Origin of the sequence: Cellulomonas sp. URHE0023 (assembly GCF_000688475.1) — a bacterium.
Lineage (GTDB): Bacteria > Actinomycetota > Actinomycetes > Actinomycetales > Cellulomonadaceae > Cellulomonas.
Window position 1 is genome coordinate 628,770 of the sequence record NZ_JIAN01000006.1, and the last position, 14,200, is coordinate 642,969.

The 14,200-nt window shown below is 71.2% G+C and carries 12 protein-coding genes; 6 read left to right on the forward strand and 6 right to left on the reverse strand.

The window, feature by feature from the left end; genetic code table 11:
• Positions 1–307: 307 nt before the first annotated feature.
• Positions 308–1,153, reverse strand: coding sequence for a GntR family transcriptional regulator (locus N553_RS0112150; protein ID WP_028046748.1), 846 nt, complete (start codon positions 1,151–1,153; stop codon positions 308–310).
• Positions 1,154–1,316: 163 nt separating this feature from the next.
• Between N553_RS0112150 and N553_RS0112155 the strand changes: the two genes are divergently transcribed.
• From N553_RS0112155 to N553_RS0112175, 5 genes are all read left to right on the forward strand, one after another.
• Positions 1,317–2,597 (forward strand): extracellular solute-binding protein, encoded by a 1,281-nt coding sequence (locus N553_RS0112155; RefSeq protein ID WP_028046749.1) that lies wholly within the window; start codon positions 1,317–1,319, stop codon positions 2,595–2,597.
• Between the two features lie 72 nt (positions 2,598–2,669).
• The gene (locus N553_RS0112160; protein ID WP_028046750.1) at positions 2,670–3,620 is read left to right on the forward strand and encodes a carbohydrate ABC transporter permease; all 951 of its coding nucleotides are present in this window, start codon (positions 2,670–2,672) and stop codon (positions 3,618–3,620) included.
• On the forward strand, positions 3,620–4,456 hold the full coding sequence (locus N553_RS0112165; protein ID WP_028046751.1) for a carbohydrate ABC transporter permease: 837 nt from the start codon (positions 3,620–3,622) through the stop codon (positions 4,454–4,456). Before N553_RS0112160 ends, N553_RS0112165 begins: the two co-directional genes overlap by 1 nt.
• Positions 4,453–6,078 (forward strand): beta-N-acetylhexosaminidase, encoded by a 1,626-nt coding sequence (locus N553_RS22450; protein ID WP_051640110.1) that lies wholly within the window; start codon positions 4,453–4,455, stop codon positions 6,076–6,078. The genes N553_RS0112165 and N553_RS22450 overlap by 4 nt, the downstream gene beginning before the upstream one ends.
• 567 nt (positions 6,079–6,645) lie before the next feature.
• Positions 6,646–7,164 (forward strand): hypothetical protein, encoded by a 519-nt coding sequence (locus N553_RS0112175; RefSeq protein ID WP_028046752.1) that lies wholly within the window; start codon positions 6,646–6,648, stop codon positions 7,162–7,164.
• A 69-nt stretch (positions 7,165–7,233) separates the two neighbouring features.
• Here the strand turns inward: N553_RS0112175 and N553_RS22455 are convergent, their stop codons facing one another.
• Genes N553_RS22455 through N553_RS0112190 form a run of 3 tightly spaced genes read right to left on the reverse strand, consistent with a single transcriptional unit; the run spans position 7,234 to position 10,908 of the window.
• Positions 7,234–8,739 (reverse strand): amino acid permease, encoded by a 1,506-nt coding sequence (locus N553_RS22455; RefSeq protein WP_081844531.1) that lies wholly within the window; start codon positions 8,737–8,739, stop codon positions 7,234–7,236.
• Positions 8,736–9,539: a GntR family transcriptional regulator gene (locus tag N553_RS22460; RefSeq protein WP_156043814.1), complete on the reverse strand. Its 804-nt coding sequence runs from the start codon at positions 9,537–9,539 to the stop codon at positions 8,736–8,738. Before N553_RS22460 ends, N553_RS22455 begins: the two co-directional genes overlap by 4 nt.
• 4 nt (positions 9,540–9,543) lie before the next feature.
• Positions 9,544–10,908, reverse strand: coding sequence for an aspartate aminotransferase family protein (locus N553_RS0112190; RefSeq protein ID WP_028046753.1), 1,365 nt, complete (start codon positions 10,906–10,908; stop codon positions 9,544–9,546).
• A 300-nt stretch (positions 10,909–11,208) separates the two neighbouring features.
• Here N553_RS0112190 and N553_RS0112195 point away from each other — a divergent pair, with 300 nt between their 5' ends.
• Positions 11,209–12,270, forward strand: coding sequence for a phosphotransferase enzyme family protein (locus tag N553_RS0112195; RefSeq protein WP_028046754.1), 1,062 nt, complete (start codon positions 11,209–11,211; stop codon positions 12,268–12,270).
• A 16-nt stretch (positions 12,271–12,286) separates the two neighbouring features.
• Here N553_RS0112195 and N553_RS0112200 read toward each other — a convergent pair whose 3' ends face one another.
• Together N553_RS0112200 and N553_RS22465 are read right to left on the reverse strand one after the other, a co-directional pair.
• On the reverse strand, positions 12,287–12,943 hold the full coding sequence (locus N553_RS0112200; RefSeq protein WP_028046755.1) for a response regulator transcription factor: 657 nt from the start codon (positions 12,941–12,943) through the stop codon (positions 12,287–12,289).
• Positions 12,940–14,196, reverse strand: coding sequence for a sensor histidine kinase (locus N553_RS22465; RefSeq protein WP_156043815.1), 1,257 nt, complete (start codon positions 14,194–14,196; stop codon positions 12,940–12,942). The genes N553_RS0112200 and N553_RS22465 overlap by 4 nt, the downstream gene beginning before the upstream one ends.
• Positions 14,197–14,200 lie beyond the last annotated feature (4 nt).

A 14,200-nucleotide genomic window follows, 5' to 3' on the forward strand; every position in this document is an offset into this window, starting at 1 on the left:
CAGATCTCCCCATTCATCCACGGTGTCTGTCCAGGCCGCCACGGACGCCAGATCACCAGCCGGGACGTCGTCGTCCTGGCCACGCCCACGCATGCGTCCTCTGCGGCACCACCGTGCCGAACGAGGGATGCATGCGTCAGTGGTCAACTACTGGTAAGCCAAGTTTGGCTTCCAGGAGAGATTGGACTTAACCAGTCGCGCTGTCAAGAGGGACCGTCACAGGTATCACAGGAGCGTGCAACTGGTCAGTTCTCGGCCGTGTGAGTGGGCGGAGCTGCGCCGCGTGTGCCGCCGGCGGCGTCGATGACTACGAGGACGCGTGCACCGATCCGACGGTCTGCGTGACGAGGCCGGGACCGGTGAGCGGGCCTGCGGGGATCCCGGGGCGGTGCTCCATGGCCCCGACGTCGGCCTGGGCGCCGTCGCCCGAGGCGCCCAGGGCGAGCCGGGAGACGATCCGGTACCGGTCGCCGCGGTAGATCGAGTGCACGTACTCCACGAGCCGCCCCTGGTCGTCCTCGGTCAGCCGCTCGAACATCAGCGCTGCGGAGAACGCGGGGATGCCGATGATGCGCGCTTCCTCCTCGCTGGCCACGGTGGCCTCGATCGCCTGCGTGGCACCGCGGACGTGCACGTCGTGACGCTCGGCGAGCAGGTCGTAGAAGTCGCCGGCCTCGAGGTCCTCGGGCGCGAGTCCGGCGACGAGCTCGGCGGGGATGTACAGGTACTCGATGGCCATGGGCTCGCCGTCCACGAGCCGCAGGCGCGCGATGTGGCTCACCGGGGCGGACGGGGACAGGTGCAGCCGCCGGCCGACGCGCGGACCCGCCGGGCCGGTGGTGAAGTCGAGCACCCTGCTCGACCAGACACCGGTCGCGCGCGGCACGTCCACGGTGGTCTCGTGGCCGACCAGCTCCTGGGTGACCTTGGCGCGGGCGACGAACATGCCCCGTCCGTGCTCGCGGGTGACCAGGCCGGCGGCGACGAGCCCGTCGACCGCTGACCTGATGGTGGGGCGGGACACGCCGAGCATCGCCGAGAGGTCGCGTTCCGACGGCAGCGGGTGCCCGGCGGGCTGCGACTCGACCATCTCGAGGATCCGGTCGCGCACCATCTCGCGCTTGCGCGTGGGGCCTGTGCCCGCCTGACCCATCCCGCTGCTCCCTTGGTTGACCACTGGTCAGTATGGCACGCGCGCTTGGCGCCCAAGCCGTCACCACATCGTGTCTTGACAGTCCCACCGGCCCGTGGAACGTTCTGCCTCGTACCTAACCAGTTGTCCAACTGGTAAACAACCGCGGACCCATGGAGTAACGATGAGGAAGTCCCGCACCACCAGCGCGGTCGCGCTGGGCGCCATCGTCGCGTTCGGTCTCACCGCATGCTCGTCGTCGGGCGGGTCCGGCTCGTCGGACGACGCCAGCTCGTCGGGCCCCACGACCATCGACGTCTGGCTCATGAAGGACAGCGTCACCGACGCCTTCCTCGACGAGTTCGTCGCCGACTTCGAGGCCGACCACCCCGACATCAAGGCCGACGTCCAGATCCAGGAGTGGGACGGCATCGGGCAGAAGATCGTGTCCGCGATCGCGAGCGACGAGGCACCCGACGTCATCGAGGTGGGCAACACCCAGGTCGCCCAGTACGCCGCCAGCGGCGGCCTCACGGACCTGTCGGACAAGGTGGAGGAGCTGGGCGGCGAGGACTGGATCCCCGGCCTGGCCGACCCGGGCAAGATCGGCGACGCCCAGTACGGCATCCCCTACTACGCAGCCAACCGCGTCGTCATCTACAACAAGGACCTGTTCACGGCCGCCGGCATCACGGAGGCACCCGCCGACCGCGACCAGTGGATCGCCGACACCACCGCGCTGAACACCGGTGACGTGCAGGGCATCTACCTGCCCGGCCAGAACTGGTACGCCCTGTCCGGCTTCATCTGGGACGAGGGCGGGGACCTGGCCGTGCAGGAGGGTGACGAGTGGAAGGGCACCCTCGACACCCCCGAGGCGCTTGCCGGGATGGACTTCTACGAGCAGCTCCAGGCGCTCGGCAAGGGCCCCAAGGACTCCGACGAGGCGAACCCACCTCAGGTCGACGTCTTCTCCGCAGGGACGGTCGCGCAGATCATCGCGACCCCCGGTGCGGCCGCCAAGGTGGTCGAGGCCAACCCGGCACTGGACGGCAAGCTCGGCTTCTTCCCGGTCCCGGGCAAGACGTCCGCAGAGCCCGGCGCCGTGTTCACCGGCGGCTCGGACCTCGTGATCCCGCTCTCGGCAGCCAACCCCGACGAGGGCTACGAGTTCGTCAAGGCGCTCGCCGGTGACGAGTGGCAGAAGAAGCTGGCGACGACGATGAGCTACGTGCCCAACAAGACGACCCTGGCGGGCGTCCTGGACGGGGACCCGGGTGCCGCCGCGATGGCCAAGGGCGCGACCAACGGCCACGGCACCCCGAACTCGCCCAACTGGGCCGCGGTCGAGGCGGACAACCCGATCAAGAACTACATGACACAGGTCCTCACCGGGGCCGACGCCGGCGAGGCCGCCGCGACCGCGTCGGAGGCGATCACGACCGCGCTGAACGCGCAGAGCTGATCCGTCGGGACGGGACCGGCGTGCTCTACCCGGTCCCGTCCCCTCCCCCTCGACCACCTCCGGAGGCCCCGCTTGGCCATCACGACCGATCTCGTCGTCCCCGTCGAGACCACGGTGCCCACCCGCCCACGCCGCTCGCGCACCCGCCGACTCATGCCCTACCTGCTCGTGGCACCGGCGATGCTCGTCCTCGTCGTCCTGCTCGGGCTGCCGATCCTGCAGAACCTCGTGATGTCGCTGCAGCACTTCGGCCTGCGCGAGCTGGTCAGGGGTGGCGCGGTCTTCGTCGGCCTGGAGAACTACACGACGCTCCTGTCCGACGGCACGTTCTGGGAGGTCGTGCTCCGCACCCTGGTCTTCACCGCGGCCAACGTCGTGCTGGTCATGGTGCTGTCGACGGCGGTGGCGCTGCTGCTCACGCACCTGCGCCGGGCCATGCGGGTGGCCGTCATGAGCTCCCTGGTCGTGGTCTGGGCCATGCCGATCATCGCGGCGACGACCGTGTGGCAGTGGTTGTTCCAGTCACGCTTCGGCATCGTGAACGCGCTCCTCGTCGGCATCGGGCTCGACCAGTTCGACAACTACTCCTGGCTCGCCAACGGCTCCGCCACGTTCGGGCTCATCGTCGCGCTCATCGTCTGGCAGTCCGTGCCGTTCGCCGCGCTCACGCTCTACGCCGGCCTGACGACCGTGCCCGACGAGATCTTCGAGGCCGCCCGCATGGACGGCGCCGCCGGCATCCGGCTGTTCCGGACCATCACCTTCCCGGTCCTGCGGCCGATGTTCGGGCTCATCACCTCGCTCGAGGTCATCTGGGTGTTCAAGGCCTTCACGCAGATCTGGGCCATCAGTGAGGGCGGTCCCAACGACGCGACGACGACCCTGCCCGTCTACGCGTACAAGGTCGCGCAGGCGCTGCACCGTTACGACCTCTCCGGAGCCATCTCCGTGCTCACCGTCGTCATGCTGACCGTCCTGCTGCTCGTGTACTTCCGCCAGACCCTGCGCCAGGAGGCCGACTGATGTCCCCGCAACGCCTCGCCCGACGCAGCGCGACCAACACGTTCGCGGTCGTGGTGGTCCTGCTGTCGATCTTCCCCGTGTACTGGATGGTGCTCACCGCGCTGCGGCCCACCACAGACATCCAGAGCGAGCACCCCACGCTCCTGCCGCGCGGCCTGACGCTCGAGCACTTCAGCACGGCCCTGGCCGCCGACGGGTTCTGGTCGTTCTGGCGCAACAGCGCGATCGTGGCTGTCGGATCCGTGCTCGTCGCACTCGTCGTCGCCGCCCTCGCGGCGTTCGCGGCGGCGCGGCTGCGGTGGACGGGACGACGCGCGTTCCTGCTGATCGTCTTCGCGGCGCAGATGGCACCGTGGGAGGCCCTGCTGATCCCCATGTACGTCATCGCGCGCGACGCCGGGGCGCTCGACCAGCTGGGCACGCTGCTCGTGATCTACGTCGCCATCACGCTGCCCTTCACCGTGCTCACGCTGCGCGGGTTCCTGCAGGCGATCCCCGTCGAGCTCGAGGAGGCGGCGCGTGTCGACGGGTGCTCGCAGCTCACCGCGTTCCGCAAGATCGTCTTCCCGCTGCTCGCGCCCGGGCTCCTGGCCACGTCGCTGTTCGGGTTCATCACCGCGTGGAACGAGTTCGCGTTCGCCAACACGCTCATCATCAAGGACCAGTCGCAGCGGACCCTGCCGGTGTGGCTGTCGTCGTTCTCCAACACGTTCGGCACCGACTGGGGTGCCACGATGGCGGCTGCGACGCTCTTCATGGTGCCCGTGCTGATCATCTTCTCGGTCCTGCAGAACCGGGTCACCGGAGGCCTGACGGCCGGGGCGGTGAAGGGATGAACCCCCTTGAGTCGCTGGTCCCCAGACCCGCTCACGCACAGGTGCGTCCCGGGTCGTTCGTGCTCGACCAGCACACGAGCCTCGGGTTGCAGCCACGTTCCGGGCTGGACGGCGTCGCGCGGTGGCTGCGCTCGGAGCTCGCCCTGGACCTTCCGGCCGTACCCGTGGCCGATGCGGGGATCGTGCTGGGCCTCGACCGCGGACTGAGCAACGAGGCGTTCACCGTCGACGTCTCGGACCGGCGCGTCATCGTGCGCGGCGGCGACCCGGCGGGTGTCTTCTACGGCCTGCAGGCGCTGCGTCAGCTCCTGCCCGCGTCGGCGTACCGGCGGGCCGGCGCCGCGGGCGCGTGGACGATCGGTGGCTGCCACATCGAGGACGCCCCGCGGTTCGGCTGGCGAGGGCTCCTGCTGGACGTGGCCCGCCACTTCCTGCCGGTGCACGACGTGCTGCGAGTGATCGACCTGGCCGCGATGCACCGCCTCAACGTCCTGCACCTGCACCTCACCGACGACCAGGGCTGGCGGCTCGAGATCGAGCGGTACCCCCTGCTCACACAGGTCGGCGGCTGGCGCCGGGAGTCGCAGCTCGGTGCCGGCCCCACGGCACAGGGCGACGGGCGCCCGCACGGCGGCTGGTACTCGCGCGACGACGTCGCCGAGATCGTCGCCTACGCGGCCCAGCGATTCGTCGCGGTGGTGCCCGAGATCGACCTTCCGGGGCACGTCCAAGCGGCCGTCGCGGCCTACCCCACCCTCGGCGCCGGGCTGGACGGGGTGACCCCGGACGTCTGGACCCGCTGGGGCATCTCCGACCACGTGCTCAGCCTGGCCGAGCCCGCCATCCGCATGGTCGAGGACATCCTCGACGACGTCGTCGGGCAGTTCCCTGGTGCCGTCGTGGCGCTCGGTGGCGACGAGTCACCCAAGCGTCGGTGGCACCGGGACGAGGCTGCGGACGCCCGGAAGGCGGAGCTCGGCATCACGCGCGACGCAGACCTGCAGAACTGGCTGCTGCGCCGTCTCGCCACGCGGCTCGCCGACCAGGGCCGCCGCACGCTCCTGTGGGACGAGGTGCTCGAAGGCGACGACGTCCCGGGTGCGATCGTCGCGTCGTGGCGTGGCGACCGGGGCGTCGCACTCGGGACGCGCCGCGGGTACGACGTGATCTCGTGCCCCGCCGACTCCGTCTACCTCGACTACCGCCAGTCCGACTCCGACGACGAGCCCGTACCCGTCGGGATAGCGCTCGGCGTCGAGGACGTGTACGAGTTCGACCCCCAGCCCCCGACGCTGCCGCCGGGCGGCGGGACCGTGCTCGGCGCGCAGTGCCAGATCTGGACCGAGCACGTCGACTCGGCACGTCGGCTCGACTACCTGCTCTTCCCGCGCCTGGCCGCGTTCGCCGAGGCGGTCTGGACGAGCGGACCTCGAGACGTGCACGAGTTCACGCAACGCCTCGGCGTCCACGGTGAACGGCTGCGGGCGCTCGGGGTGGAAGGGCGGGACCCGTCTGGACCGCGGCCGTGGCAGTCGCGTCCCGGGGTGCCCGGCAACCCGATGACGCGCACCGCCATGGCCGACCACCTGAGCACGATCGTCGCCGGGATGCGCACCGAGTAGACGTCGGCGCAGCCTCCTCCCGGGTCTGCGCCGCTGCACGAAGATCTCGCACCCGGTCACGACGGGGGCGCGGTCGAGGGGGCCGGGTCCACAGCGGACCCGTCCCCCGCCGCTCGCAGCAGGTACGAAGCTGACGTTTTTCATCCGCGGCAGAGAATCATTCAGTCTGGCGCTCGGCTATGTCGTGATGCCACGATGCCTCACGTAGGCAATCGCTTTCGACCATTAACCCGTCACTCTCTTCGTCGGCGCCCTTCGCGTGATGGTGAGCATTGACGCGTCGTTGCGCCGGCACGGGACTCGAATCGAACGCGCCATTCATCGGCCACGCCCCCGAGCGTCGGCAGTCAAAGCGCCGCCCGACTCCGAGGGGCGCCGCAGGCATGCTCTGATATCCGCGAGAGCGCGAATCACGTCGGAGGCCCCGGGCGGCTTTCCCGCGACCGGTCCCACGTCCGGCGGATCGTCGCCGGAGTGCCATCCGACGACGTGCCGTCTGCGGCATCGCCCGAGGTAACCCGACCGTCTCGGCACGTCAAGCCCGGCCGACGGAGATGGAGTGGATCCATGAGCGCCCTCAGAATTGGCTCGGACGCGGCCACCAAGGACCCCAAAGGTGAGCGCCAACCGACGGACACGACCAGCGCACTCGATTCCGTCGTCAAGTGGATACCCAGCGAGGCGCTCACGTTCTATGCGGCGATCCTCGGCATTGGTGCAGCGCAATCCCCGCTCAAGGACGACTCCACTCCCAAGGAGATACTGGAGCGCATCAACGCCGGATCCGCCGCCTGGTTCTACGGCGGTCTCGTTGTCGCTGTCGCGCTCGTACTGACCGGGGCACTCACGGCGGCGACTCGGGCAAAGAAGGACCACGAGCACACGGCGTCACGCCGCGCGATCACCGTTCGCATCGTTCTCGCGGTGCTCGCGTTCACACTCTGGTCGACCGCGTTGCCGGGCGCATGGCCATATTCGTGGAATGCAGTCCGGGACGTCGGCGCGGCGTACCCGCTCCTCCTGGTCCTGGTCGGCCTCGCGTTCGGAGCCATCGCCGAGTGGCTGACCACACGGACGAAGATCTAGCTCCCTCAGCACTCTTCCGCTCGCGAACGCGGCCCGCCCACCAGTCGATGGGCGGGCCGTCGCTCTCTCTCAGACCCGCGCCAGCTCGTCCGGCTCCTCAGACTCCGGCAGCACGGTCGCCGCGTCCTGCGCGCCACCGGTGAGCGCGTACTGCTCCTCGGGAGAGAGCACCAGCCGCTTGCGGCCCCACAGCGCGAACGCCGCGAGCGCCGCCACGAAGACGACCCCGATCGCGACGATGGCCGAGCGGTAGTCCGGGTTGAGCATGACCCCGACGAAGATCATCGCCGCGAGCAGACCTGCCACGACCGCACCGGGGACGCCGACCGGGCTGCGGTACGGCCGCGCGACGTCCGGGAACCGCAGGCGCAGGAGCACGAACGACACCATCTGCAGCAGGTAGGCGATCACGGCACCCCACACCGCGATGTTCAGCACGATCGAGCCGGCGGAGCTCCCTCCGTACTGCACGGCGAACAGCGCGCCGTAGCCGATGGCCCCGCCGACGAGCAGCGCGACCCACGGCGTCTTGCGCTTGCCGGTCAGCGAGAGCGCCTTCGGGTAGTACCCCGCACGGGACAGCGAGTAGATGTTGCGCCCGTACGCGAACATGATCCCCTGCGTCGAGGCGAGCAGGCCGACCAGGGCGAAAGCCGACAGCACGGCCGCCATCTGAGAGTTGGGCAGCATGGCGCGGAACCCGTCGAGCAAGGGCTCGCCCGACGTCGCCAGGGCCGCTGACCCGGTCAACGCCGGGTTCAGCACCACGACCACCGCGCCGGTCACGACGAGGGTGACCATGCCCCAGAGACCGGCACGCGGGATGTCCTTGGCGGGCGTGTGCGACTCCTCGGCGGCCAGTGGCAGCTCCTCGATGCCGAGGAACAGCCACATCGCGAACGGCAGGGCGAAGAACACGCCACTGAGCCCGTGCGGCAGGAAGGTGCTCTGCCCGGCGTCCGGCTCGATGTCGAACAGGCTGCCCAGGTCCAGGTGCGAGGACGTCAGCGCCATCACCCCGAACACCCCGAGCACCGCCAGCGAGATCACGGACACGACGATGGCGAACTTGAACGAGATCTCCGCACCGACCGTGTTCAGGGCGAGGAACACCGCGTAGATCACGAGCCACCACACCCACGCCGGCAGCGACAGGCCGAACAGCTCGTCGGTGATCGAGTTGGCGTACTGCCCGGAGAAGTACACGACGACACCGGTGGTCATGACGTACTCGACGGTCTCGGCGAGGCCGGTCACGAAGCCGCCCCACGGCCCCATCGCGGCCCGGGCGAACGAGTACGCCCCACCGGTGTGCGGCATGGCGGCCGACATCTCGCCGATGGAGAACAGCATCCCGAAGTACATGACGGTGACCAGCACCGCGGCGACGACGAACCCGCCCCAGCCGGCCTTGTCGATGCCGAAGTTCCACCCCGAGAAGTCCCCGGAGATGACAGCGGCGATCCCGATGCCCCACAGGCCCCAGAACCCGGCGGACCGGGTCAGCCCGCGCTTGTCGAAGTACTCCTGCCCAGCCGTCGCATACGTCACGCCAGACACGCTCGTGGTGCTCATGGAACCTCCCTCGAAGCCGAGGCGACGGTCGCCGGGTGCGTGCCGTCCTCGTGTGGTGCGGGCTCGCGCTCGTGCCGGACGAAGCCGTACTTGCGCAGGTGGAACCGCATGCGGTCGCCCACGAACTGCTCGTGCGCGACCTCGAACGGACGCCCGCCGACGGTGGTGGCCAACCGGCGGACGTGGATCAGGGGGGTGCCGGGCTCGACGCCCAGCAGTGCAGCCTCGACGGGCGTGGCGCCGTCCAGCTCGAGCGACTCGTCGCTGACGGCGGGCACCACCCCGTACGCGGTGCGCAGGGTCCGGTACAGCGAGGTCAGGTCGTGCGCGGCCAGCCCCGGGAACATCGCGGCAGGCAGGTGCGAGGTCTCGAGGGACAACGGTCGCCCCCCGGCGCTGCGGACCCGCAGGATCTCGTGCACGGCCGCGCCCTCGGCCAGCTCGAGGAGGCGTCGCTCGCGCGGAGCCGCGAAGGTCAGCCGCGCGTGCAGCACGCTCGTCTCGACGACGACCCCCTGGTGCCGAGCGATGTCGGGCAGCCCTTCGAGGGTGCTCAGGTTCCGCTCGATCCGTCGGTCCGTCGCGACGACGCCTCCCGTGCGCCCGATGGTGCGGCGCACCAGGCCCTCGTCCTGGAGCCGGTCGAGGGCGTGCCGCAGCGCGGTGCGGGTCACACCGAGCTCGGCTGCGAGCGACCGCTCGTCGCCCAGGCGCTCCCCCGGGTCGAGCTGTCGGGCGTCCAGCAGGGCGCGGAGCCGCGCGCACAGCACCTCGGTCCTCGCCTCGTCGCCGTGCGTCATCACGTCACCGCCTTCCGTCGGGTCCGCGGCCCACCGCGACGTCGTCGAGCGTGGAGTCCAGCGCGGTGGCGAACCACTCCACGTCGGCGGCGTCGAAGACGAGCGGCGGGCGCACCTTGAGCACGTTGCCGCCGGGACCGCACACGGACGTCAGCACGTGCCGGTCGCGCAGGCCCTCCACCAGGTCGAGCGCCGTGGCCGAGTCCGGCCGGCCCTCGTCGTCGACCACCTCGACGCCGATGTAGAGGCCGGTCCCCCGCACGTCACCCACGCAGGAGCGCTGCGCGGTGACCTCGGTGATCGCGTCGAGGAACAGCCGTCCGGTGACCGCGGTCCGAGCCTGCAGGTCCTCCTCGCGGATCACGTCGAGCACCGCCTGCGCCGCGGCGATCGACACCGGGTTGCCGCCGAAGGTGTTGAAGTACGGGATCGACTCCCCGAACGGAGCCAGCACCTCCGCACGCGCGGCGAGTGCCGAGATCGGCACGCCGTTGCCCATCGGCTTGCCGGTGGTCACGATGTCCGGCACGACGCCGTGCCTGGCGAAGCCCCAGAACTCCTCGCCCGTGCGAGCGAACCCCGGCTGCACCTCGTCGGCGACGAAGACGCCACCCGCACGGTGGACGACCTCGATCGCGCGGGCCAGGTAGCCCGGCGGGTCGGGGAAGACGCCGTCCGAGGAGAAGATCGAGTCGGCGACGAACGCGGCGAGCTTCACCCCGTGCCGCTCCAGGTCGGCGATGGCCTCGGCCACCCGGTCCGCGAACCAGGTCCCGAGCTCCGCGGCGGGCACCCCGGACCGGTACGGGTCGGGCGCCGGGACCGTGCGCACCTGGGCCCCGAGCCGCTGCGCGGTGCCCAGCGCCGGCGACAGGAGCGACGTCAGCGCCGTGTTGCCGTGGTACGCCTCGGCGCTGACCACCACGCCGGTACCTCCCGTGGCGTGCTCGGCCACCCGGACCGCGAGATCGTTCGCCTCCGACCCCGTGCACAGGAACATGACCCGGTCGATCGCCGGCGGAAGCGTCGACAACAGGTCCTCGGAGTAGGCGACGACGCGCTCGTGCAGGTAACGCGTGTGCGTGTTGAGCTGCGCGGCCTGCTCGGCGACGGCCCGGACCACCCGAGGGTGGCAGTGGCCGACCGAGGCGACGTTGTTGTACACGTCGAGATAGCGCGCGCCGTCCGCGTCGAACAGGTGGGCACCCTGCCCGCGCACCAGGTGCACCGGTGTGCGGTAGAAGAGCCGGTAGGACGGACCCAGGACACTCGCGCGTCGCTCCACGAGCTGCGCGATGGGTGCAGGCAGGGCCTCGGCGCGGTCGGCGCGGAAGCTGTTCGTGTCCATGATCGTCGAACGTGTCGCCACGGTCGGCTCCTCCACCTCGGGTCGTGCGGGCGCCGGAGTGCGCGCCCACGTGGTCGTGCCGCCCGGCACCGCCCAGGTGAGAAGTCAGGTCCCCATGGTCGCGTCGTGCCCGTCGCCGACGGGCGGTCCGCGGTAAGAAGCGTGTAAACAGCGACCCCCGGATGTAAACGGTCGGGGTCGGAGGTCGGCGCGCGTAACGGTCACGTGAAATGTCGCCCAGGTCGCTGGTGCCGGTGGCGCCACGTGCGGCACGATCGCCGCAGCCGCCCGGCACCGCCCCCGCACTTCCCGGGGGAACCCATGACCAACGACCAGGCCGTCGACCCGCAGGTCGGGACCGCGTCCTCGCTGGCTGTCTTCGACGCGCTGCGCGCGGGTTCACCGGCGCCGCAGTGGCTGCTCGCCGGAATCGTCGACGCCTGGAACCTCGACCCGGCGCGTACCACCGCCGACCTCATCACGGTCTCCGAGAACGCCACCTTCGTGGTCCGGGTGGACGGACGGGCCGTCGCGGTCACGCGCGTCGCCCGGCCCGGCTACGTCGTCGACCCCGCGGCGTTCGAGTCGGAGGTCGCGTGGGTCGAGGCCATCGCGCTCGAGGACGTCGCCCGGGTGCCCACCAGCCTGCGCACCCGCGAGGGGCGCTTCGTCGCCCGCGTGCTCGACGCGACCGGGACGCCCTGGTGGTGCGTGTCGTTCCAGTTCCTGGCGGGCTCGATCCTGGAGGACGTCGCCGACCCGGTGCCGCACTACCGCACGATCGGGCGCACCACGGCCCTGCTGCACGAGCACGCAGACCGGTGGACGCCGCCGGCGGGGTTCGTGCGGCACGCCTGGGAGCTCGCCGACATGGTCGGCCCCTCGGCGCGCTGGGGGCGGTGGGAGGACGCCCCGGTCTCCCGGAGCGAGCGGGTGCTGCTGCGCCTTGCCCAGTCCGCGGCGCTCAACGTGCTCGTCGCCGCACCACGGGGCACGGGTAACCGCGGCCTGATCCACGCCGACCTGCGGCCCTCGAACATCATGGTCTGCGACGACGGCCTCGCCGTGATCGACTTCGACGACTGCGGGTACGGCTGGTACGCGTACGACTTCGCCGCCGCGCTGACGTTCATGGAGCACGTGCCGTTTGCCCCCGAGATGGCTCAGGAGTGGCTGGCGGGGTACTCCGAGGTCCGACCGCTCGACGTGCTGGACGTGCGACGTGCGTGTGCGCTGTCCATGGTGCGGCGCCTGCAGATGCTCGGCTGGACCACGACGCACCGCGAGGACGCGCTCCCGCCTGCGCTCTGGGCCGCGCAGACCTCCGGAACCCTCGAGGTGGCGGAACGCTTCCTGCGGAACCCGACGTGGCTGGTCGACTGACGCTCTCCTGACCCGATCAGTCCGGGGCGGCCAGCCCTGTGCGGTACGCCCACACCACCGTCTGCAGGCGGTCCCGCGTGCCCAGCTTGGTCATCGCCCGGCCCAGGTGCGACTTCACGGTGGACGGCTCCACGAACAGCGCCTCCGCGATCTCGGCGTTCGACATGCCCTGCGCGAGCAACCGCACGATGTCGGTCTCGCGAGCGGTGAGCAGCTCGGTCTGACCGTCGGGTGCGGGTGCGGGCCGCCGGCGCGCGAACTCCGCGATCACCCGGCGGGTCACCGACTGGTCGAGCATGCCGTCACCGCGGGCGAGGCGGCGGATCGCGTCGGCAAGCTCCGCCGGGTCGCAGTCCTTGAGGATGAACCCGTCGGCACCGGCCTCCAGCGCGCCGAACACGTACTCGTCGAGGTCGAAGGTGGTGACGACCAGCACGGCCGGAAGGACGCCGACGCGCTCCGCCACGATCTGCCGCGTCGCGGTCAGCCCGTCACCGCCGGGCATCCGCACGTCCATGCACACGACGTCCGGCCGAGTGCTGCGCACCACGGCGACGGCCTCCGGACCGCTGGCGGCCTCGCCGACGATCTCGAGGTCCTCCGCATCGCCCAGCAGCACGCGGAAGCCCGCGCGCACCACCGCCTGGTCGTCCACGAGCACCACCCGGATCACGCGCCCACCGTCCTGTCGTCGTCCACCGGCACGTGCAGCCGCACGCACCACCCGCCGTCGTGCGTCGGCCCCGCGTCGAGGGTCCCCCCGACCAGTGCGGCACGTTCGCGCATGACGGCGAGCCCGGCCCCGCCGCGCCCACCGCCCGCGGGACCTGCCGCTCGGCCGTCCGGTCCGTTGGTCACCTCGAGCACCACCTCGCCGGGGGTGTGCACCACGCGGACCCGCACGGGAGCCCCTGGGGCGTGCTGCCGGGCGTTCGTCAGGCTCTGCTGCACGACCCGGTACGCAGACACGTCCGCGAGCGGAGGCAACGGTGAGCCGGTGCCCACCTGGGAGAGCTCGACCGTGTCGCCCAGCTCGCGTGCACCGCGCACGAGCGACTCCAGTGCGGCAAGCCCAGGTACCGGTGCCGTGCCGTCAGGCGTCTCGTCCCGGCGCAGCAGCCCGACCACCTGCCGCAGGCTGTCGAGCGTCTCGCGGCCCTGGTCCCGCAGCCACAGGGCTCCGGCCCGTGCGGCCTCCGGGTCCCGCCCGACCAGCCGCTCGACGGCCGCCGCCTGGACGACCATGCCGGACAGGTGGTGGGCGGCGACGTCGTGCAGCTCGCGTGCGAGGCGCGCCCGCTCGTCCGCGACCGCAGAGCGGACCCGTGCGTCCCGTTCGCGCTCGAGCTGCTCGGCACGCTCCTGCAGGAGCCGGAGGTGATCGCGCCGCGTCGCCACGTAGATGCCCAGCAGCACCGACGCACCCCACACGATGAGCGCGGAGCCGCAGTGCTGCAGCACCACGTCGGCGCCTGCACCCCGGGCGAGCGCGACGACTGAGGCTGCCGCGGCCTCGGTGAGCGCGACGGCCGCCGCCAGGCGCAACGCGCGGGCGGGCGGGCGGGTGCTCCCGATGGTCGCGCCGACGACGAAGGGCGCGACGGTCCGCACGTTCACGTCCGGGACGAGCGCGATGAGCGCGACCTGCGCCGTCACCGTCAGCACGACGCAGATGCCCAGGTGAACGCGGCGCAGCGTGAGCGCGAGGCACTGGACCGCCACCACCACGACCACCGACGGCAGCGCCGCCCGCGCGTCCGGCTCGTCCGCCGAGGCAGCCACGAACGTCCCCACGGCGGCGAGCACCATCAGGACGGTGACCGTGACAGCGAGCACCAGGTCGTGGGCGAAGGGCCCTCGCACCCCGAGCCGGGACAGGCGTGCGTCCCACCACGACTCGGGGGCGAGGGCCCCGCGGTTCTCCATGTCC

Bases quoted from the DNA above. Each gene is read 5' to 3' on its own strand.
- N553_RS0112150 (WP_028046748.1), bottom strand. From the start codon at position 1,153: ATGGGTCAGGCGGGCACAGGCCCCACGCGCAAGCGCGAGATGGTGCGC.
- N553_RS0112155 (WP_028046749.1), top strand. From the start codon at position 1,317: ATGAGGAAGTCCCGCACCACCAGCGCGGTCGCGCTGGGCGCCATCGTC.
- N553_RS0112165 (WP_028046751.1), top strand. From the start codon at position 3,620: ATGTCCCCGCAACGCCTCGCCCGACGCAGCGCGACCAACACGTTCGCG.
- N553_RS22450 (WP_051640110.1), top strand. From the start codon at position 4,453: ATGAACCCCCTTGAGTCGCTGGTCCCCAGACCCGCTCACGCACAGGTG.
- N553_RS0112175 (WP_028046752.1), top strand. From the start codon at position 6,646: ATGAGCGCCCTCAGAATTGGCTCGGACGCGGCCACCAAGGACCCCAAA.
- N553_RS22455 (WP_081844531.1), bottom strand. From the start codon at position 8,739: ATGAGCACCACGAGCGTGTCTGGCGTGACGTATGCGACGGCTGGGCAG.
- N553_RS22460 (WP_156043814.1), bottom strand. From the start codon at position 9,539: ATGACGCACGGCGACGAGGCGAGGACCGAGGTGCTGTGCGCGCGGCTC.
- N553_RS0112195 (WP_028046754.1), top strand. From the start codon at position 11,209: ATGACCAACGACCAGGCCGTCGACCCGCAGGTCGGGACCGCGTCCTCG.
- N553_RS22465 (WP_156043815.1), bottom strand. From the start codon at position 14,196: ATGGAGAACCGCGGGGCCCTCGCCCCCGAGTCGTGGTGGGACGCACGC.